The sequence below is a fragment of the Microbispora sp. H10830 genome, from assembly GCF_014161375.1.
GTDB lineage: Bacteria > Actinomycetota > Actinomycetes > Streptosporangiales > Streptosporangiaceae > Microbispora > Microbispora catharanthi.
In genome coordinates, this window is record NZ_JABBWX010000002.1 from 625887 (window position 1) to 643989 (window position 18103).

Sequence of the window (18103 nt, forward strand, 5' to 3'; positions counted from 1 at the left end):
CGGAGCGATCGGAGCAGCCTGGCTCATGATCGCTCTGCCCCTGGTGGGAGCGGCGGTCCTCCTGCTTGGCGGCCGGAGGACCGACAAGTTCGGCCACCTGCTGGGCGTGCTCATGGCCGTCGCGTCCTTCGTGGTGGCGGCGCTGTCGTTCGCGCAGCTGCTGGGCTTCGCCCCCGGCGAGCGCCGCCGCGGGATCGAGCTGTACGACTTCATCCCGGGCCTCGCGAAGGTGGGCCTGCTGGTCGACCCGCTGTCGATCTCGTTCTGCCTGCTGATCACGTTCGTGGGCTCGCTGATCCACATCTACTCGATCGGCTACATGGCGCACGACCCGAACAGGCGGCGGTTCTTCGCCTACCTCAACCTGTTCGTCGCGGCGATGCTTCTGCTGGTGCTGGCCGACAACTACGTGGCCCTGTTCGTCGGCTGGGAGGGCGTCGGCCTCGCGTCGTACCTGCTGATCGGGTTCTGGCAGCACAAGCCCTCGGCGGCGACCGCGGCCAAGAAGGCGTTCATCGTCAACCGCGTCGGCGACTTCGGCCTGCTGATCGGCATCTTCACGATCTTCGCGACGTTCCACACGCTGGCCTTCAACGACGTCCTCGCGAACGCCTCGAAGGCGTCCTCGGGCACGCTCACCGCGATCGGCCTGCTGCTGCTGGTCGGCGCCTGCGGTAAGTCGGCGCAGCTCCCGCTGCAGTCCTGGCTCCTCGACGCGATGGAGGGCCCGACCCCGGTCTCGGCCCTCATCCACGCCGCGACCATGGTCACCGCCGGCGTCTACCTGATCGTCCGGTCCGGCCCGATCTTCCAGGGCGCCGAGACCGCGCAGCTCGTGGTGACGATCGTCGGCGTCGCGACGCTGCTCGCCGGTGCGATCATCGGTACCGCCAAGGACGACATCAAGAAGGCGCTGGCCGGTTCGACGATGTCGCAGATCGGCTACATGGTGCTCGCCGCGGGCATCGGCCCGGCGGGCTACGCATTCGCGATCGCCCACCTGATCACGCACGGCTTCTTCAAGGCCGACATGTTCCTCGGCGCGGGCTCGGTCATGCACGCCATGAACGACGAGGTCGACATGCGCAAGTACGGCGCATTGCGCAAGGTCATGCCGCTCACGTTCGTGACGTTCCTCATCGGCTACCTGGCGATCATCGGGTTCCCGCTGCTGTCCGGCTACTTCACCAAGGACGGCATCATCGAGACCGCGATGGAGCACAACGCCGTCCTCGGCTGGCTGGCCGTGCTCGGCGCGGGCATCACCGGCTTCTACATGTCGCGCCTGGTGTTCATGACGTTCTTCGGCACCAAGCGCTGGGAGCCCACGGCCCACCCGCATGAGTCGCCCGCCGTCATGACCTGGCCGCTGATCATCCTGTCGGTCGGCGCGATCGGGCTGGGCGCGTTCCTGGTGCTGGGCAACCGGTTCATGACCTTCCTCTCGCCGGCCGTCGGCGCGCCGGAGGAGATGCCGTCGTTCCACCCGTTCAGCCTCACCGGTCTGGTCACGCTCGCGCTCGTCGCGGTCGGCGCGGCCTTCGCCTGGGTCAAGTACGGCAGGGCCGAGGTGCCCGCCGTCGCCCCGCGCGGCTCGTTCCTCACCGCCTTCGCCCGTCGTGACCTGTACGGCGACGCCCTGAATGAGGCGCTGTTCATGCGCCCCGGCCAGTGGCTGACCCGCCTGGCCGTGTTCTTCGACAACCGCGGCGTCGACGGCCTGGTGAACGGCCTGGCCGCGGGCATCGGCGGCACGTCCGGGCGCCTGCGCAGGGTCCAGACCGGGTTCGTCCGCTCGTACGCGCTGTCGATATTCCTGGGCGCCGCCATCCTGGCCGGTGCCTGGCTCGTCGTAGGGAACCTGTGATGCCCTGGCTTTCAACCCTGATGGGCGTGTCCGTACTCGGCGCGCTGGGCGTGACCCTTGTCCGCAACGACAAGCTCGCCAAGCAGTTCACCCTCGTGGTGTCGCTGATCGTGCTGGCGCTGACCGTCGCCATGGCGGTCCAGTTCAGCCCGAACGGCGACAAGTTCCAGTTCGCCGAGACGTACGACTGGATCCCCGCGTTCGGCGTCCACTACGGCGTCGCCGTGGACGGCATCGCCCTGGTGCTGATCCTGCTGTCGGTGATCCTCGTGCCGATCGTGGTGCTCGCCTCCTGGCACGACGCCGAGGCCGGCAAGCGCTCGGTCCGGACGTACTTCTCGCTGCTGCTGGTGCTCGAGGCCATGATGATCGGCGTCTTCGCGGCGACCGACGTCTTCCTCTTCTACGTCTTCTTCGAAGCCATGCTGATCCCGATGTACTTCATGATCGGGTCGTACGGCGGGGCGCAGCGGTCGTACGCGGCCGTGAAATTCCTGCTGTACTCGCTGTTCGGCGGGCTTCTGATGCTGGTGGCGGTGATCGCGCTCTACACGATCGCCGGCAAGGGCACGTTCATGTTCTCCGACCTGGTCGGGACCATCCAGGACGTGACGACGCAGAAGTGGCTGTTCCTCGGCTTCTTCATCGCCTTCGCGATCAAGGCGCCGCTGTGGCCGTTCCACACCTGGCTGCCGGACGCCGCCGCACAGGCCCCGGCCGGCGCGGCCGTCCTGCTCGTCGGCGTGCTGGACAAGGTCGGCACGTACGGCATGCTGCGCTTCTGCCTTGAGCTCTTCCCGGACGCCGCGAAGTTCTTCACGCCGCTGGTCATCACGCTGTCGGTGATCGGCATCGTGTACGGCGCGATCGTGGCCATCGGGCAGACCGACATGAAGCGGCTCATCGCGTACACCTCGGTGTCGCACTTCGGCTTCATCGCGATGGGCGTGTTCGCGATGACCACCAGCGCGGGCTCGGGCGCCACGCTCTACATGGTCAACCACGGCTTCTCGACCGGCGCGCTGTTCCTGATCGCGGGCTTCCTCATCTACCGCAGGGGCTCGCACTTCATCGCCGACTACGGCGGCGTGCAGAAGGTGGCCCCGATCCTCGCCGGGACGTTCCTGGTGGCCGGTCTGTCCAGCCTCTCACTGCCCGGTCTCAGCACGTTCGTCAGCGAGTTCATGGTGCTGACCGGCACCTACCAGCGCTACGTCGTCCCGGCCGTGATCGCCACGGTCGGCGTCATCCTCGCCGCGATCTACATCCTGTGGATGTACCAGCGGACGATGAACGGCCCGACGGCCGAGTCGGTCAAGTCGCTGCCCGACCTCAACGCCAGGGAGAAGTGGGTGGTGGCGCCGCTCGTCGCGCTGCTGCTGGTGTTCGGCCTCTATCCCAAGCCGCTGCTCGACGTGATCAATCCCGCCGTGAAGGACACGCTGTCGAGCGTCTCCGTCACGGACCCGAAGCCGGCCGTACCCGTTGCTCAGGAGGGCCAGTAGTGAACGGCACCATTCAGGCGCCGAGTATCGAGTACGCCCTGCTGGCGCCGATACTCGTCGTCTTCGGCGCGGCGATCGTCGGCGTGCTGGTGGAGGCATTCGCCCCGCGCTACCTGCGCTCGGCGATCCACCTGCCGCTCACGCTGCTGTCGCTGGCCGGCGCGTTCGCGCTGGCCGTCTGGCAGGCGGTCAAGGGCGTGCCCACCAAGCCCGCCGCGATGGGCGCGGTGGCCGTGGACGGCCCGGCCCTGTTCATCTGGGGCACGATCCTCATCCTCGCCTTCGTGAGCGTGCTGCTCATCAAGGACGAGGAGCACTTCGTCGGCTCCGCGGCGGCCGTGCCCGGCTCGGCCGAGGAGGAGCAGTCGCTCGTCGAGCGGGCCGCGCACACCGAGGTCTACCCGCTGCTGCTGTTCGCGGTCGGCGGCATGCTGCTGTTCCCCGCGGCCAACGACCTGCTCGTGGCGTTCGTCGCCCTCGAGGTCATGTCGCTGCCGCTGTACCTGCTGTGCGGCCTGGCCAGGCGCCGCCGCCTGCTGTCGCAGGAGGCCGCGGTCAAGTACTTCCTGCTCGGCGCGTTCTCCTCGGCCTTCTTCCTGTACGGCACGGCCCTGCTGTACGGCTACGCCGGGTCGGTCGACCTCGCGAAGATCAATCAGGCGCTGGGGTCGGTCGGCGGCCAGGACACGCTGCTCTACATCGGCGCGGCCATGCTCGGCGTCGGCCTGCTGTTCAAGATCGGTGCCGCGCCGTTCCAGGCGTGGAAGCCGGACGTCTACCAGGGCTCGCCCACGCCCATCACCGCGCTGATGGCCTCCGGCACCCTGGTCGCCGCCTTCGGCGCGCTGCTGCGGGTGTTCTGGGTCGGCCTCGGCGGTCTCGACTGGGACTGGCGCCCGGTGCTCTACGGTGTGGCGATTCTCACGATGGTTGTCGGCGCGATCCTCGCGATCACGCAGACCGACATCAAGCGGATGCTCGCCTACTCGTCCATCGCGCACGGCGGCTTCCTGCTCATCGGCGTCATCGCCACCGGCACGACCCGGGCGCAGAACACCTCGGCGCTGTCCGGCCTGCTGTTCTACCTGGTGGCATATGGTTTCACCACGGTCGGCGCGTTCGCCATCGTCACGATGGTGCGCGACGCGGGTGGCGAGGCGTGGCACCTGTCCCGCTGGGCCGGGCTCGGCAAGCGCTCGCCGCTGCTGGCCGGGACGTTCGCGTTCTTCCTGCTGGCCTTCGCCGGCATCCCGCTCACCAGCGGGTTCTTCGGGAAGTACGCGGTCTTCCAGGCGGCCGTCGCCAACGGCGCCACGCCGCTGGTCATCATCGGTGTGGTGGCCTCGGCGATCGCCGCGTTCTTCTACGTCCGTGTGATCGTGCTGATGTTCTTCAGCGACCCGGCCGCCGACGGCCCGTCCGTCGTGCTGCCCTCGCGGGGGACCGCGGCTGTGGTCGGTATCGCGGCATTGGCTACGGTAGTTCTCGGGGTGTACCCCCAGCCCGTGCTGGACCTCGCGCACACGGCTGCACAGTCCCTGTTCGTCCGATAGGAGATCTCCGTATGGCCGCGCCGCCCGTTGTGGACATTCCTCTCGTCGACGAGCGGCTGGCCGACGACCTCGCAGGCGGGCTCGCGGCGGTGGAGAAGCTGCTGCGCTCGTCGGTCGAGAGTGAGGACGCCTTCGTCACCCAGACGTCCAGGCACCTCATCGAGGCGGGCGGCAAGCGGTTCCGGGCGATGCTCGTGCTGCTGGCCGCCCAGTTCGGCAACCCGGACGCCCCGGGCGTCGTGCCCGGGGCCGTCGTCATCGAGCTGACCCACCTGGCCACGCTCTACCACGACGACGTGATGGACGAGGCCCCGGTGCGCCGGGGCTCGCCGTCCGCCAACGCCCGGTGGGACAACACCGTGGCCATCCTCACCGGCGACTACCTGTTCGCTCAGGCGTCGGAGATCCTCGCCGACCTCGGCAGCGAGCTCATCCGGATCCAGGCGCGTACGTTCTCCCGCCTGGTGCGCGGCCAGATCCGCGAGACGATCGGGCCCGCCGAGGGCCGCGACGCGATCGCCCACTACATCAGCGTGCTGGCCGACAAGACCGGCTCCCTCATCGCCACCTCGGGCCGCTTCGGGGCCATGCTCGCCGGTGCTCCCGCCGATGTGGTCGAGCGCGTGACCGACGCCTGCGAGGCGATCGGCGTGGCCTGGCAGCTGGGCGACGACCTCATCGACGTGGCCGCGCCGACGGCCGACTCGGGCAAGACCCCCGGCACCGACCTGCGCGAGGGCGTCCACACGCTCCCCGTGCTGTACGCCCTGGCCTCCGACGACCCCGCCGACGCCCGGCTGCGCACCCTGCTGTCGGGGCCCGTGGCGGAGGAGGACGTCGAGGAGGCGCTGACGCTGCTGCGGGCCAACCGGGCCATGGAGCAGGCCCGTGAGGAGCTCATCCGCTGGATCGACCGGGCCAAGGAGGCCCTCGCCGGCCTGCCCGACATCCCGGCCCGTACGGCCCTCATCGCCCTGTGCGACTACGTCGTCGAGCGCACGGGCTGACCGCCTCGTAGGGGATCATTGGCCGGGTGAAGATCACCCGGCTGGCGGCCCTGTGCCTCCTGGCGGCGACGGCCTGCGGCAGGCCAGGCGCGGGCACATCCGCCACCCCGACTCCGGCGGATTCGACGCCCGCCGACGCCGTCATCGTGGACAAGGACCAGGTCCTCACGTGTGGGGAGGGCGAAGGAGAGGGCTCGGCGCAAGCCCTGTGCGACGCCATCGCCGCGGCGGTTTCGCCCGAGCCGGGTTCGCCTGCGGCGCCCGCGACGGGTTCGCCTGAGCCGGCTTCGCCTGCGCCGCCCGAGGAACGACCGGCCCCCACCCCATCGGTGTCGCGGACGTTCCTCTCCTGGGTGTTGAAGAAGGGGCAGCCGTCTCCGCTGCCCAACCCCGGGAGCGGCCCCGGCGATCCCCGACTGCGGCAGGCCTTGCTCGTCGACTACGAGGGAGTCCATGAGTCGATCACCAGACCGGGCGTGGTCGTCGCCCTGCCCGCCGCCGAGGGCAGAGCGGAGGAGTTCATCTCGCCTCGGCAGGCGGTCGGGGTTTTCGAGAGGGTGTCCGGCTGCGAGCGGTGGACCGTGGGATCGTGGCGCGTCGCACTACGCGACTTCAATCGACCCGGCGTGCAGATCGCCGCGACGCTGCTGAGCGCGACGGCTGACGAGGCGTGGAAACGGTCGGCGGAGTTCTCCGAGACCGTCGTCACCGGGCCCGCGCAGATGGTGAGCAGCCTCGGCGATCCCGACGCATTGGCCTCCTGCCGGAAATTCTCCAGCGCCCTGGGCCCCTCGATGAGCGTGAAGCCATTCCCCGTGCCGCCTCTCGGCAGCCGGTCCTGGGCTTTCCGGGTCTTCGATGAGAAGTCGGTGACGCAGTGGGTCGAGGTGGTGCAGACGCCGCGTTACGTGCTGGAGATTCGCATCCCCAGGCGGTGGCCGAAGCCGCGTACCGACCCCGCCGTACTGCTGCCGCGCATCGCCGCGGCCGCGTACGCCAGGGCCGAGGCGGCCCTGGGGTAGCACGCACGGCTCTAGCGCTGGGCCGCGAGCCACTCGTCGAAGGTGGTCGGCGCGATGCGGGCGCCTTCGCCGGGCAGCAGCACGTCGCCGGCCATCGCCGTGCCGAAGAGTCCTGACCAGGTCGGCACGAGCTTGACCGTCCGGCCGCGTGCCGCAAGGGTGCGCCGGGCCATGTCGACGAGGTCCTGCGGCTCGGGACCGGCCACGTCGGTGTAGCGGCCCCGCGGCTCGCCGGTCGCGATCTCGGCGAGCACGTCTGCGACGTCCGCGGGCGCGATCGGCTGGATCAGCAGCGGTGCGATCGTGGCGACGCCGTCCTGCTCGGTCCACCCCGCCACCGTCTCGGCGAAGTCGTGGAACTGCGCGACCGGGACGATCGTCCACGGCACCGAACCGGCGGACACCAGGCGCTCCTGCTCCCGCTTGCCGGCGTAGTGGGCGTTGCCCTCCACCCGGTGGATGCCGATGATCGAGAGCAGCACGTGGTGGCGGACGCCCGCCCGCTCCTCGGCGGCCAGCAGGTTCCCGGTGGTCGTGCCGAAGTACGCCACCGCCTCGTCCTTGTCGGTCGCGGTCGAGCTGATCGCGTCGACGACGGCCTCGACGCCGTCCAGGGCCTTGTCGAGCCCCTCGCCCGTCATGAGGTCCACGCCGAGGGACCGGCTGACGCGTACGACGTCGTGCCCGTCCCGTTCGAGGGCGGCGACGGTGAGCTTCCCGATGTTCCCGGTGGCGCCGGCGACTGCGATGCGCATGGTTTCTCCTTCGCTAGACGCTTCGGATGCTATCTCGGACAAAAAAGATCCGCAATCTCTCCAATAGACTGGAGCGCATGAAGCTGCCTGCGAGCACCGAGTGGGTGTTGCACTGCGCCGCCACGCTGGCGCAGCTCGAGCCGGGAGCCACCGCGTCTGCGGCACAGCTCGCGGAGTTCTACGACGTTCCGGCGCCTTACCTGGCCAAGCAGTTGCAGGCGCTCGTCAGAGCCGGTGTGCTGGCCGCGATGACGGGCCCGCGAGGCGGATTCCGGCTCGCGCGGGCGGCCTCCGACATCACGATGCTGCAGATCGTCGAGGCGGTCGACGGCGCCTCCTCGCCGTACGAGTGCCGCGAGATCCGCCAGCAGGGACGGGGAGCGCTGCCCCCCGAGGACTGCCGGCGCATCTGCGTCATCGCCGAGAAGATGGCCGAGGCGCACCGTGCGTGGCGGAGCAGCCTCACGGGGGTCACGCTCGCCGACATCCTCGCCGAGCTGCCCGCATGGGCGCCTGCCCGCACCCGGTCACGCCTGTCGACCACACGCTGACGTCAGCGGCCTGCGAGGAGTTCGACGACGGGGGCGAGGGCGTCGGCGAAGAAGCCGTTGACGGTGATGTAGGACAGGCCCAGCTCGTCGCGGCGGCGCAGCAGCGTGTCGGCCATCTCGCGGGGCGAGCCGCGCAGCACGGTGGCGGCGTCCGCCGACGTGGCCCTGAGCCTCTCGGGCATCCACGGGGGCAGCTCGTCGCCGATCTGGAACAGGTTCATGCTCAGCTCGATGTCGTCGAACCTCGCCCCGGCCATCTCCCGCAGCGTGCCGGCGGGCCCGCGCAGGCCCTCCTCCGGAGTGTCGGGCGGCACGGCGAGCGCGACGATGTCCGCCTCCTCCGTGGCCAGCGACAGCATGCGGGGACCGGCCCCCGCCACCAGGATGGGCGGCCCCTGGCGCTGCACGGCGGTCCTGCTTCCGGCGAAGGCCGCCCGCACCTCGCCGATCACCGAACGGACCAGCGCGACGCGCTCGCCCGCCGTGCCGTACGGCATGCCGAGCGCCCGGGCGTCCTCCTCGGCGCCGACACGTCCGGCCCCCACGCCGACCTCCAGCCGTCCGCCGGACAGGAAGTCGAGCCCGGCGAGCTCGTGCGCGAGCTGCGGGGGATTGCGGTAGGGCGCGGCCAGCACGAACGTGCCCACGCGCAGCGTCGTCGTGACGGTGGCCGCGGCGGTCATCGCGAGCAGCGGCGGCAGCGTCCCCAGCGTGTCGGGGACGAGCAGGGTCGAGTAGCCGAGGTCCTCGGCCCGGCGGGCCGTCGCTGCCCACGAGGCGGCGTCGGGGGCCAGGCCGGCGACGGTCCCGAAACGGAATTCCTTGCTCATGCCGCGATCCTCGCCGCTCCGCTCGGTCCTGTCGTCCTCCCGCCGGAGGCGGACGCCCTACTCCGGGGGACGTATCAGACGGTCTCGAGCGCGGCCGCACGCTCCTGCCGGGACGTACGGGCGGAGCGGGCGCTGTCCCAGGTGAAGACGCTCAGCGCGAGCCAGACGACCACGAACCCGGCCCAACGGCTGGCGGGCATCGTCTCGTGAGCGATCAGCACACCGCACAGGAACTGCAGCACCGGCGCGATGTACTGGAGCAGGCCGATGACCGTGAGCGGAACCCGCAGCGCGGCGGCCGTGAAGAGCATCAGCGGCACCGCGGTGATGAGGCCGGCCGCCACCAGCAGCAGCGCGTGGCCGAGACCGTGGTTGCCGAAGGTCCCGGTGCCGTTCGCCTGCAGGACGAGCAGGTAGCCCAGGGCCGGCACCAGCAGCACGAGCGTCTCGACGGTCAGGCTCTCCGCGCTGCCCACCCCCGCCGCCTTCTTGATCAGGCCGTACGTGCCGAAGCTGACGGCGAGCACAAGGGCGATCCAGGGGAGGCGCCCGTAGTCGAGCGTCAGGATGAGGACCGCGAGCGCGCCCAGCCCGACGGCGATCCACTGCCATCGGCGCAGCCGTTCCCGGAAGATCAGCACTCCGAACAGCACGCTGACCAGAGGGTTGATGAAGTAGCCGAGCGCGCTTTCCACCACGTGGCCGGTGTTGACGGCGTAGATGTAGACGCCCCAGTTGACCGAGACCGTGACGGCCGCGAGGGCGAGGAGGATCAGCTGGCGGCGCGTCATCGTGCGGATCCACGACCAGTGGCGGCGTGCGGCGAGGAGCGTGACCACCACGACCAGCGACCAGACCATCCGGTGGGCGAGGATCTCCACGGCGCCGGACGGCTTGAGCAGAGGCCAGTAGAGAGGGAACAGACCCCACATGGTGTAGGCGGCGACGCCATATAGGACACCGCGGCGCGTATCAGGCATGAAGCCCATCTTCGCTGCTTACCTAGATTCAGCACAAATAAGGGTCTCTACGCCTGAGGTTTAGAGGCACTTATGTCAGGAACAAGGCCGCCGCGCGTCTGGTTGGTGATGGCAGAGCGGAAGGAAGGTTCGTGATGGGCTGGCTGTTCGGCACAGACAAGACGACGATGGTGGACCCCGCGGATGCCCTGCCGGGCCGTGCCGAGGTCATGCCGGTGGCCACCCGCCACCAGGTGCTCGGCGGGCCGCTGGCTCCGCCGTATCCCGAAGGTTCGGAGATCGCCGAGTTCGGGCTGGGCTGCTTCTGGGGCGCCGAGCGCAAGTTCTGGCAGACCCCCGGGGTCGTCTCGACCGCCGCGGGCTACGCGGGCGGCTACACGCCGAACCCGACGTACGAGGAGGTCTGCACCGGCCGGACCGGGCACACCGAGGTCGTCCGGGTGGTCTTCGACCCGGCAGAGGTGTCGTACGAGGAGCTCCTCAAGGTGTTCTGGGAGGCCCACGACCCCACACAGGGCATGCGCCAGGGCAACGACGTCGGCACGCAGTACCGGTCGGCCATTTACACCCGTGGCCCCGAGCAGGCCAAGGCGGCCGTGACGTCCCGGGACGCGTACCAGGAGGTGCTCACCAAGGCCGGGTACGGCGAGATCACCACTGAGATCGCCCCCGCCGGCGAGTTCTACTTCGCCGAGGATTATCACCAGCAATACCTTTTTAAGGTGCCCAACGGCTACTGCGGCCTCGGCGGCACCGGTGTCTCGTGTCCGGTCGGCCTCACGACCGGTGAGGCGTGACCTGCGGGAACTGACTGATCCTGGCCCTTCGCCGCCCGGGCTGGTGCGTTGTGGGCCGGGGCCAGGCTCGGCGCGATCGGTGGTCTCGAAGTGCGGGCCTGGGTGGGGCGCAGCAGTCCCACGGCGCGGCGCCTCAGGTGGGCGAGGTTGGAGCGCTATCAGAATGTGTTCTGAATTAGACTGGCGGCGTGAGCATCAGCAATGCCGACGCCGTCACCTTCTCGGACCTGTCGAGGAATCCCCGGGCCGTCGCCGAGCGCGCCGCGCGACTTGGTCGCGTACGTGTGACTCACCGGGATGCCCAGGACTTCTACCTGACTGCGGCTGATCGTGAGGAACGACGCGAACAGACGCTGGCCACTGCTTCCCGTCTGTTCCTCGCTCTCCTGCGGCATGATCCGACCGCCCGCGCGCTGGTCATCGCCATGCCCGAGGTCTTTCCCTGGGTTCGTCACCTCTCCTCTGATGAGGTGCGGTCTTTCACGCTTGAACTGGTTGAGGCGCTCTCTGACGCAGCCGAGCTGGATGTCGACGCCACTACTCAGGAAGTCATCGCAGGCTGGCGGGCCACCGCCCGGATCAAGGCCGACTCCGCGCACTATGCTCAGGCGCGTGAGGCGACGAGCGGAGACTTCGGGCCGGTTGAGGTTTCGGTATGAGTCCCAAGCGCGGAGACCGGGTCACAGTCCCGCCTCCTGACAGCGAATGGGACGTACGGTTCGGTACGAGCGATGCGGTGAAGGGCTGGGAGGAACTATGCCGTCATGCCCTGGCCAACACACGCCGATGCTTGGAGACGCTGCGCGCAGATCCACGCTCACGCACTGACCATGAGCGTCAGCATCGCCTGCGTGGCGACCTTGCGACTCATCGCCACAACGGACAGGACCTCGAGCAATGGGAGTTCGAGGTTACCAGCGGCGGGCGCGTGCGCTACGTGATTGATGACGCCGCTCACACGGTATGGATCGTCTATGCCTCGCCCCGTCATCCCAAGGACACCGATGTCTGAGGCCGACTGACCTGCTGGCGAGTGTGACACAGTCAGTCCCAGCGCCGAGGGCAGGAGCAAATGTCGCAAGGTCCTAGCGCGACTTATTGCCTGAAGCAAACCGCTACCACCAGCGATACCTTTTCAAGGTGCCGAACGGCTACTGCGGCATCGGCGGCACCGGCGTGAGCTGCCCCGTCGGCCTGACGACGAGCGTGAGTTGATCAGTCGCCGGGCAGGATCGTGAGTCGTTGCCCCTTGGGAAGATGACGAGGGGCAACGACGAGGTAGTCCCGCTGATCCAGCGTGGCGACTTCGCGAAGGTCGAAGCGCTCGGCAAGGGCTATCACGCAGGCGTCCACAGCCTGTAGGCGGAGCGAGGCGTAAGCCGCGAGCAACTCGGACACTCGCCGATAGTCGTGGGGCGTCACCTCGATCACGCGAAGTTCGTCGTCTGCGATGGCAGCGCAGAACTCGGCTGCGAGAGCGGGGCTGCCACGACGGACCGGATCAGAGAGCAGGTGGCATATTTCTGTCACTGCGAGCGACGGCACGACAAGCCTGGTCCAGTTCTGCGCGAGGAACCGGACACAGCGGGCGTGATCCTTGTCGGCCCTGTTAAACGCCGCGACGAGGGGTCCCGTGTCGCAGAGGATCACGCGGTGATCGCTCCGTCGGACTCCTCGTGGTGAGGATAGGTGAGGTACCGGTCATGGTGGACGCCGAGGTCTGCCGGCCCTTGTAGCGCGCCGACGAGCGCGGCGAGATGCCGTGGAAGCGCGGGCGCGTCGAGGGGTTCTTCGATGTCGGCCCAGCCTTCGTTGTCCAAGTCCATGCTGCCAAGTGTAGGCGCCGACCTGCCCGCAGCCGGGGAGAAGCCACAGAGCGCGGTGAGGGAGAACTTATCGCCCGAAGAGAACCGCTACCACCAGCAATACCTCTTTAAGGTGCCAAACGGCTACTGCGGGATTGGCGGCACCGGCGTGAGTTGCCCCGTCGGCCTGACCGCCGATGAAGCCTGACTCGTACGAGCCCCGCCCTTATCCAAAGGGCGGGCGTCGAGAGGGCGATCAGTCCATGCCCCGCCGTCCGGGGGTCCAGAACGGTTTCACGACGACGGCTTTGCGAGACCAGCCGCGTTCGCGGACGAGGTGGTCACGCACGGCTTGGCAACTGCGGGCCTCTCCGGCGAGATAAGCGACGCCCGGCGTGTGGGGAAGCTCCAGGGAACGGACCACGTCGGCAAGGTCTGTCGGCCGATATCGCCACGTCAGGCGATCCGTATGTTCCAGTGGGAGGCGGTTCGCGGGGCCCTCGACCGAGATCGCACCATATACGAGCGCGGACGGGGGCAAGGCCCGCAGCATCGCTCCGAAGGCGACGGTTGCGGTCTCGTCGCCGACGAACAGGTGGTATCGCGCATCCTCGCGGAGGACGAGCCGGCCCTCCGGCGCGGTGAGTGCCGCCGGGTCGCCGACGCGTATCCGCCGTGACCACTGCGCTCCGGGCCCGGCGGAAGGTTGGTCGAGAACGCACAGATCGAGGCGGCCGGTGGGGGAGTAGTTCCAGATCGAGTAGGTGCGGAGGAATCCGCGCAGCCATGAGCGCGGCGAGCGGGGGTCGCCGACCTGGAGACGGGTGTGCATGCCGGGCACCCAGGTTAGGTTGCACAGGTCAGGGCCGATGATCCGGACACGGCGCATGCGTTCGGCGATCTGCTCTGTCTCTTGGACGGTTCCGTACAGGAACAGACTCACTGTGCCAACTCCCAGCGCTCGCCCGTGGGCAGGTCCACCACCGTCAGGTCCGATCCAGCCAGGGCGATCGCGTCCGAGGCGGTGCCGGTGGTGCGGAACAGCGCCGAGAGCGGATCGTGTCCGTGGGCGTCGTGCACCGGGACCAGCACCTTTGCGCCGAGTACGGACGCCCCGGCCACGGCCTGGGCGGGGCCCATTACCAGAGGCGGCCCGAACAGCGGCCGAAGGCCGTTCACCGGCAGCAGGGCCAGGTCCACCGGCGGATGCTCGGCGCGGTACCGCTCCAGCAGTGCTACCTCGGCGATCTCTCCGCCGAAGAACAGCTGGGCACCGGCTGCGCTGAACGCGTAGGCGTTGTTGGGCCAGACCAGGGTCCGCCCGGCAGGCACGACCCGCATGGAGAGCTTGGGCGCGATCTCGCGCGTCTCTCCCCAGCGCACCTGCTCTGCGCGCCGGAAGCCCAACGCCCTCGCCCGGCGGGCCATGCCTGCGGTGGGGACGTACAGCGGTGTGGAGTCCTTGTCGGGAAACGCGCGCAGCCCGCGCAGATCCCAGTGGTTGGTGGCCAGATTGGTGACGACGATGGCGGCGAGCGGTGGCAGTTCGGCGACTCGCAGCCCGAGGGGCTCGCCGCGGCGCAGGAACCATCGTTCGGTGAACCATGGGTCGGTGAGCACGGCGTGGCCGTTCAGTTCGAGTAGCACGCATGAGTTGACCACGCGGGTAATCGCGACTGTTTGCTTGAGCATGCGGCCAACGGTGCCGGTTAATGTTCACATGAAGTCAAGTGAGGAGCTGACCATCGGAGAGTTGGCAGACCGGTTCGGCTTGGCCACGCATGTGCTGCGGTACTGGGAGAGCATGGGCCTGATCGGCCCCGCTCGGCGTGCCGGTGGTCAGCGCCGCTACGGACAGGACGCGCTGGTGCGAGTAGCGCTGATCCTGATGGGAAAGGAGGCAGGCCTCGGATTGCGCGAGCTGAGCGCCGTGCTGTCCGCTGCCGATCCGATGGACCACCGGGACCTGTTGCGCCGCCACGTCGTCGAACTAGAACAGCGCATCGCGCAGGCGCGCGCGGCCAAGGACCTGATCGAGCACGCCCTTGCCTGCCCGCACAGGTTCGCGGACTGCCCGCACGCCCGCGAGCAGATCGCGGCGCGTATCCCGCCCGCTCGAACGGAGCCCGCCGCCGACATGTATTGATGCCTGAAGTGAACCGCTACCACCAGCAGTATCTGTTCAAGGTGCCGAACGGCTACTGCGGGATCGGCGGCACGGGCGTGGCGCGTCCGATCGACCTGACGACCTCCAGCGGGGAGTAGCCGGATCGTGAGACCTCCGAGCGGCGTCGCGCTACTCGGAGGGTTCATGTTTCTGGTGCCGGTGGTTTGCTACTTGGAGTAGTAAACTGCTGCCATGAGTATGCCTGAGCAGGCCTTCCCGCCAGGGGAAGGGCCCGCGGCCAAGGTGAGCGTCTCCTTGCGGGCCGGCAACATCCGCGCCATCAAGGAGCGTGTCGGCGCGCGCGGGTTTTCTGCCTACGTGGACGCCGCTGTGGAGCGGCAGATCGAGCGGGACCTGCTGGAGGAGGCCCTGCAGGCGAACGAGAACGAGTTCGGTCCCATCCCACAGCATCTGCGGGACGAGGCTGAGCAGCTGTTCCGTAGCGTGAAGTCCGCTCCGGAGCTGCAGGAGGAGCGTGGATGGCACGCGCACGAAGCAGGCTGAGTGCGGGGACGGTGATCCTTGACTCCGAGGGGCTCTCGAAGTGGTGCGTGGCCGACCAGCGAGTCACGGCGATTGTCCGAGAGGCGCAGAACAACGACTTCCGCGTTGCCATCAGTGCCCTGACGTCTATCGAGGCCTTCGACGGGCGGGTGACAAACGATCGGTCGCGCTGGCACCTGTCCCGGTTACGTGTCGAGCCGGTGACCGAGGAGGTCTCCGTCCACGCGCTGGGCCTGCTCCGTGAGAGCGGTCTTCACGGCCACAAGTACGCGATCGATGCCGTCGTGGCCGCCACGGCTCTTCGCTCCACCCGGCCCGTCATCATCCTCACCTCGGACGAGGACGACATGAGCAAGCTCTGCGGTAAGGCGGTTCGCCTCGTACACGTGTGAGCGCTGATTTATTGCGCCACCGATTCGACTACCACCAGCAGTATCTGTTCAAGGTGCCGAACGGCTACTGCGGCCTCGGCGGCACCGGCGTCAGCTGCCCCGTCGGCCTGACCACCGACCGGCGAAACCTGACCTGTGGTAACCGCCTGATCCTGGCTCTCGGTTGCCCGGCTAACCCGGTGCCGACCGAGGGCCAGAGTCGTTTTCGGCGAGAACCTCCACTACAAGGCCGGACCGCTCATGTTCCCCCGATGCACGCCCGGCGCGTTCGACGCGGACTGAACGTTTCAGCGCCGTGGCCTGGGCTCCTTTCGGCCGCCGATCGGCTCGGCGGATGGGCCAACGGTCCCGTTCACCCAGGCTGAGGCGGCCACCGGCGTGGTGCACGACCGGCCACCGCAACAAAGGTGAGCACACCGCGTCTCGCATGGCGAACGCCGCACCGGGCGACCAATCGCGACCGCCCACTTAGTCGCTTAATTTCGGGACGCGGGGCCAGCGGTGCGCCGCGTGCGTGCCGGTGGCCTCCCGGCCCCGGTCGGCACCCTGACACGGGCGGCAGTCGCCCGTCGTCGTTCGCGAAAGGACTTCCTGATGAGACGAAGTCTCGCCACCGTCGCGGCCACCGGACTGGCCGCGCTGGTCGCCGCCGGTGGAGTCGCAACGGTGACGACGCCGGCTGCGGCCGCCGCCGCATGCAAGGTGACCTACAAAATCGTCAACCAATGGAGCGGCGGCTTCCAAGGCGACGTGGCCATCACCAACCTCGGCGACCCGATCAGCAACTGGAAGCTGGAATTCGACTTCCCCGACTCCGGCCAGAGAATCGCGTCCGGCTGGAACGCCACCTGGACGCAGTCCGGCACGCACGTGACTGCTACCAGCATGTCCTACAACGGCTCCATCGCCACCAACGCCACAGCCAGTGGCATGGCATTCACCGCGAATCTCACCGGCGCCAACCCCGTACCCACCACCTTCTGGCTTAACGGTGTCATGTGCAGCGGCCCCGTGACCCTCACCCCGACTCCTACGCCGACCCCGACACCTACGCCGACCCCGACACCTACGCCCACCCCGACACCTACGCCCACCCCGACACCTACGCCGACCCCGACACCTACGCCCACCCCGACCCCGACACCTACGCCGACCGTCACCACCACGCCCGGCACGCCGCGCCCCGGCGTGGGACCGTGCACGCCAGGCACGACCTACCCCAACCCGCTGCCGGCATCGTCGGTGACCGCCACCAAGATCCGGGACGGGTTCAACTTCCTGGAAGGCCCGGTCTGGGACGCCACCACTCAGACCCTGCTGCTGTCGCTCATGCGCGACGGCACCGGGCCAGAAGGCGTCCAGCCATCGGACGTCCTGCGGTACACCGAGCCGAACACCTTCCAGACTCTCATCCCCAGCGCCGGCAGCAACGGCCTGGCCCTCAGTCGGGACGGCGGCACCCTGCTGGCCGCGACACACGACCAGCGCAGCATCTCCTCCTTCAGCCTGCCCGGCCTGACCCGCGGCGTGGTCGCCTCCTCCTACCAAGGCCGTGCCTTCAACTCACCGAATGACCTCACCGTCGGCGCCGACGGCACCGTCTACTTCACCGATCCCGACTTCCAGCGCGCCAACCGGCCCGACCAGATGTCCGGCCGCACCGGCGTGTTCCGGGTCAAAAACGGCGTCGTCTCGCTGATCGACGACACCATCCGGCAGCCGAACGGCATCGTGCTCTCCCCCGATGGCAAAACGCTTTACGTCGGCGGCAACGGCACGGGCCGAATCTACAAGTGGCCCGTCAACCCCGACGGCAGTGTCGGCTCCCGCGCCGACTTCGCGTCTCTGACCGGTTCGGACGGCGCGACCATCGACTGTGCCGGCAACCTCTACCAGGCCTCTTTCAATGATGGCAAGGTCCACGTGTACGCGCCGTCCGGCCTACAGCTCGGCACCATCGCCGCCGGACTGAACACCACCAACGTCGCCTTCGGCGGCCCCGACGGCCGGACGCTGTACATCACCTCGGGCACACCATCCCACGGCGGGAACACCGGCAACTTCGGCCTCTACCGCGTCCGGCTGAACGTCCCCGGCTGGCCGTACTGACCTTTTCCCCTCCTATATCTCTATTTGTGCTGCATGAAGCTGCCCGAGTGTCACAGAAGCGCCTCAGCGTGGGGTGGCCCGTCTGGTCGCCGACGCTGAACGCGGGACCGATCTGGTGGTGACCCGTCGGCATCAGCCGGTGGCGGCGGTTGTCAGCATCCGTCGCCTGAATGAGCTGGAGGAGGCCGCCGCCGATCTCCGGGCTTGGCGCTCGTGCTCGCACGTTCGGTAACCGACTCCGGAGAGCGTGTCTCGCTCG

At 68.7% G+C, this 18103-nt stretch carries 21 protein-coding genes and 3 pseudogenes; 17 read left to right on the forward strand and 7 right to left on the reverse strand.

Annotated features, from left to right (window positions below):
* The first annotated feature begins 25 nt into the window (after positions 1–25).
* Genes nuoL through HHX35_RS07740 form a run of 5 tightly spaced genes read left to right on the forward strand, consistent with a single transcriptional unit; the run spans position 26 to position 6954 of the window.
* Positions 26–1867, forward strand: coding sequence for an NADH-quinone oxidoreductase subunit L (gene nuoL / locus HHX35_RS07720; protein WP_139574155.1), 1842 nt, complete (start codon positions 26–28; stop codon positions 1865–1867).
* On the forward strand, positions 1867–3372 hold the full coding sequence (locus tag HHX35_RS07725; RefSeq protein WP_182898149.1) for an NADH-quinone oxidoreductase subunit M: 1506 nt from the start codon (positions 1867–1869) through the stop codon (positions 3370–3372). Before nuoL ends, HHX35_RS07725 begins: the two co-directional genes overlap by 1 nt.
* The gene (nuoN, locus tag HHX35_RS07730) at positions 3372–4925 is read left to right on the forward strand and encodes an NADH-quinone oxidoreductase subunit NuoN (RefSeq protein WP_139574094.1); all 1554 of its coding nucleotides are present in this window, start codon (positions 3372–3374) and stop codon (positions 4923–4925) included. The genes HHX35_RS07725 and nuoN overlap by 1 nt, the downstream gene beginning before the upstream one ends.
* 11 nt (positions 4926–4936) lie before the next feature.
* Complete coding sequence (locus HHX35_RS07735) at positions 4937–5932, forward strand: polyprenyl synthetase family protein (protein WP_182898150.1); 996 nt, start codon at positions 4937–4939, stop codon at positions 5930–5932.
* A 26-nt stretch (positions 5933–5958) separates the two neighbouring features.
* Positions 5959–6954, forward strand: a complete 996-nt coding sequence (locus HHX35_RS07740; RefSeq protein WP_182898151.1) for a hypothetical protein — start codon at positions 5959–5961, stop codon at positions 6952–6954.
* A gap of 11 nt (positions 6955–6965) precedes the next feature.
* Here the strand turns inward: HHX35_RS07740 and HHX35_RS07745 are convergent, their stop codons facing one another.
* Positions 6966–7709: an SDR family oxidoreductase gene (locus HHX35_RS07745; RefSeq protein WP_182898152.1), complete on the reverse strand. Its 744-nt coding sequence runs from the start codon at positions 7707–7709 to the stop codon at positions 6966–6968.
* A 77-nt stretch (positions 7710–7786) separates the two neighbouring features.
* Between HHX35_RS07745 and HHX35_RS07750 the strand changes: the two genes are divergently transcribed.
* Positions 7787–8260, forward strand: coding sequence for an Rrf2 family transcriptional regulator (locus HHX35_RS07750; RefSeq protein ID WP_139574098.1), 474 nt, complete (start codon positions 7787–7789; stop codon positions 8258–8260).
* Between the two features lie 2 nt (positions 8261–8262).
* Here the strand turns inward: HHX35_RS07750 and HHX35_RS07755 are convergent, their stop codons facing one another.
* Together HHX35_RS07755 and rarD are read right to left on the reverse strand one after the other, a co-directional pair.
* On the reverse strand, positions 8263–9090 hold the full coding sequence (locus tag HHX35_RS07755) for a TIGR03621 family F420-dependent LLM class oxidoreductase (protein ID WP_182898153.1): 828 nt from the start codon (positions 9088–9090) through the stop codon (positions 8263–8265).
* Positions 9091–9164: 74 nt separating this feature from the next.
* The gene (gene rarD, locus HHX35_RS07760) at positions 9165–10070 is read right to left on the reverse strand and encodes an EamA family transporter RarD (RefSeq protein ID WP_182898154.1); all 906 of its coding nucleotides are present in this window, start codon (positions 10068–10070) and stop codon (positions 9165–9167) included.
* A gap of 134 nt (positions 10071–10204) precedes the next feature.
* On the opposite strand from rarD, the gene msrA reads away from it, so the two are divergent.
* From msrA to HHX35_RS43240, 4 genes and pseudogenes are all read left to right on the forward strand, one after another.
* Positions 10205–10867 carry a peptide-methionine (S)-S-oxide reductase MsrA gene (gene msrA / locus HHX35_RS07765; RefSeq protein ID WP_182898441.1) on the forward strand — a complete coding sequence of 221 codons (663 nt, stop codon included), beginning with the start codon at positions 10205–10207 and terminating at the stop codon, positions 10865–10867.
* A gap of 188 nt (positions 10868–11055) precedes the next feature.
* Positions 11056–11526 (forward strand): hypothetical protein, encoded by a 471-nt coding sequence (locus HHX35_RS07770; RefSeq protein WP_182898155.1) that lies wholly within the window; start codon positions 11056–11058, stop codon positions 11524–11526.
* A gap of 131 nt (positions 11527–11657) precedes the next feature.
* Positions 11658–11879, forward strand: coding sequence for a hypothetical protein (locus HHX35_RS43235; protein WP_259404833.1), 222 nt, complete (start codon positions 11658–11660; stop codon positions 11877–11879).
* 95 nt (positions 11880–11974) lie between these two features.
* Positions 11975–12082: pseudogene (locus tag HHX35_RS43240) on the forward strand (peptide-methionine (S)-S-oxide reductase); the annotation flags it as partial.
* On the opposite strand, the gene HHX35_RS07780 reads toward HHX35_RS43240, so the two are convergent.
* Together HHX35_RS07780 and HHX35_RS07785 are read right to left on the reverse strand one after the other, a co-directional pair.
* Positions 12083–12517: a PIN domain-containing protein gene (locus HHX35_RS07780; RefSeq protein WP_182898157.1), complete on the reverse strand. Its 435-nt coding sequence runs from the start codon at positions 12515–12517 to the stop codon at positions 12083–12085. It abuts the pseudogene before it with no gap.
* A complete protein-coding gene (locus HHX35_RS07785; protein ID WP_167538702.1) occupies positions 12514–12693 on the reverse strand; it encodes a hypothetical protein in 180 nt (59 codons plus the stop codon). Before HHX35_RS07785 ends, HHX35_RS07780 begins: the two co-directional genes overlap by 4 nt.
* A gap of 88 nt (positions 12694–12781) precedes the next feature.
* Between HHX35_RS07785 and HHX35_RS43245 the strand changes: the two are divergent.
* Positions 12782–12880, forward strand: a pseudogene (locus HHX35_RS43245) (peptide-methionine (S)-S-oxide reductase); the annotation flags it as partial.
* A 48-nt stretch (positions 12881–12928) separates the two neighbouring features.
* On the opposite strand, the gene HHX35_RS07795 reads toward HHX35_RS43245, so the two are convergent.
* Together HHX35_RS07795 and HHX35_RS07800 are read right to left on the reverse strand one after the other, a co-directional pair.
* Positions 12929–13615, reverse strand: coding sequence for a siderophore-interacting protein (locus HHX35_RS07795; RefSeq protein WP_220505108.1), 687 nt, complete (start codon positions 13613–13615; stop codon positions 12929–12931).
* Positions 13612–14364 (reverse strand): MBL fold metallo-hydrolase, encoded by a 753-nt coding sequence (locus HHX35_RS07800; protein ID WP_182898158.1) that lies wholly within the window; start codon positions 14362–14364, stop codon positions 13612–13614. Before HHX35_RS07800 ends, HHX35_RS07795 begins: the two co-directional genes overlap by 4 nt.
* Positions 14365–14392: 28 nt before the next feature.
* On the opposite strand from HHX35_RS07800, the gene HHX35_RS07805 reads away from it, so the two are divergent.
* The 6 genes and pseudogenes from HHX35_RS07805 (at position 14393) to HHX35_RS43255 (ending at position 18076) form a co-directional block, all read left to right on the forward strand.
* The gene (locus HHX35_RS07805) at positions 14393–14818 is read left to right on the forward strand and encodes a MerR family transcriptional regulator (RefSeq protein ID WP_182898159.1); all 426 of its coding nucleotides are present in this window, start codon (positions 14393–14395) and stop codon (positions 14816–14818) included.
* 213 nt (positions 14819–15031) lie between these two features.
* A complete protein-coding gene (locus tag HHX35_RS07815) occupies positions 15032–15343 on the forward strand; it encodes a hypothetical protein (RefSeq protein WP_220505109.1) in 312 nt (103 codons plus the stop codon).
* 47 nt (positions 15344–15390) lie between these two features.
* Positions 15391–15735, forward strand: a complete 345-nt coding sequence (locus HHX35_RS07820; RefSeq protein WP_310738948.1) for a PIN domain-containing protein — start codon at positions 15391–15393, stop codon at positions 15733–15735.
* A 26-nt stretch (positions 15736–15761) separates the two neighbouring features.
* Positions 15762–15845: pseudogene (locus HHX35_RS43250) on the forward strand (peptide-methionine (S)-S-oxide reductase); the annotation flags it as partial.
* Between the two features lie 484 nt (positions 15846–16329).
* Positions 16330–17844 carry an SMP-30/gluconolactonase/LRE family protein gene (locus tag HHX35_RS42525; protein WP_220505110.1) on the forward strand — a complete coding sequence of 505 codons (1515 nt, stop codon included), beginning with the start codon at positions 16330–16332 and terminating at the stop codon, positions 17842–17844.
* 118 nt (positions 17845–17962) lie between these two features.
* A complete protein-coding gene (locus tag HHX35_RS43255; RefSeq protein WP_310738983.1) occupies positions 17963–18076 on the forward strand; it encodes a hypothetical protein in 114 nt (37 codons plus the stop codon).
* Positions 18077–18103 lie beyond the last annotated feature (27 nt).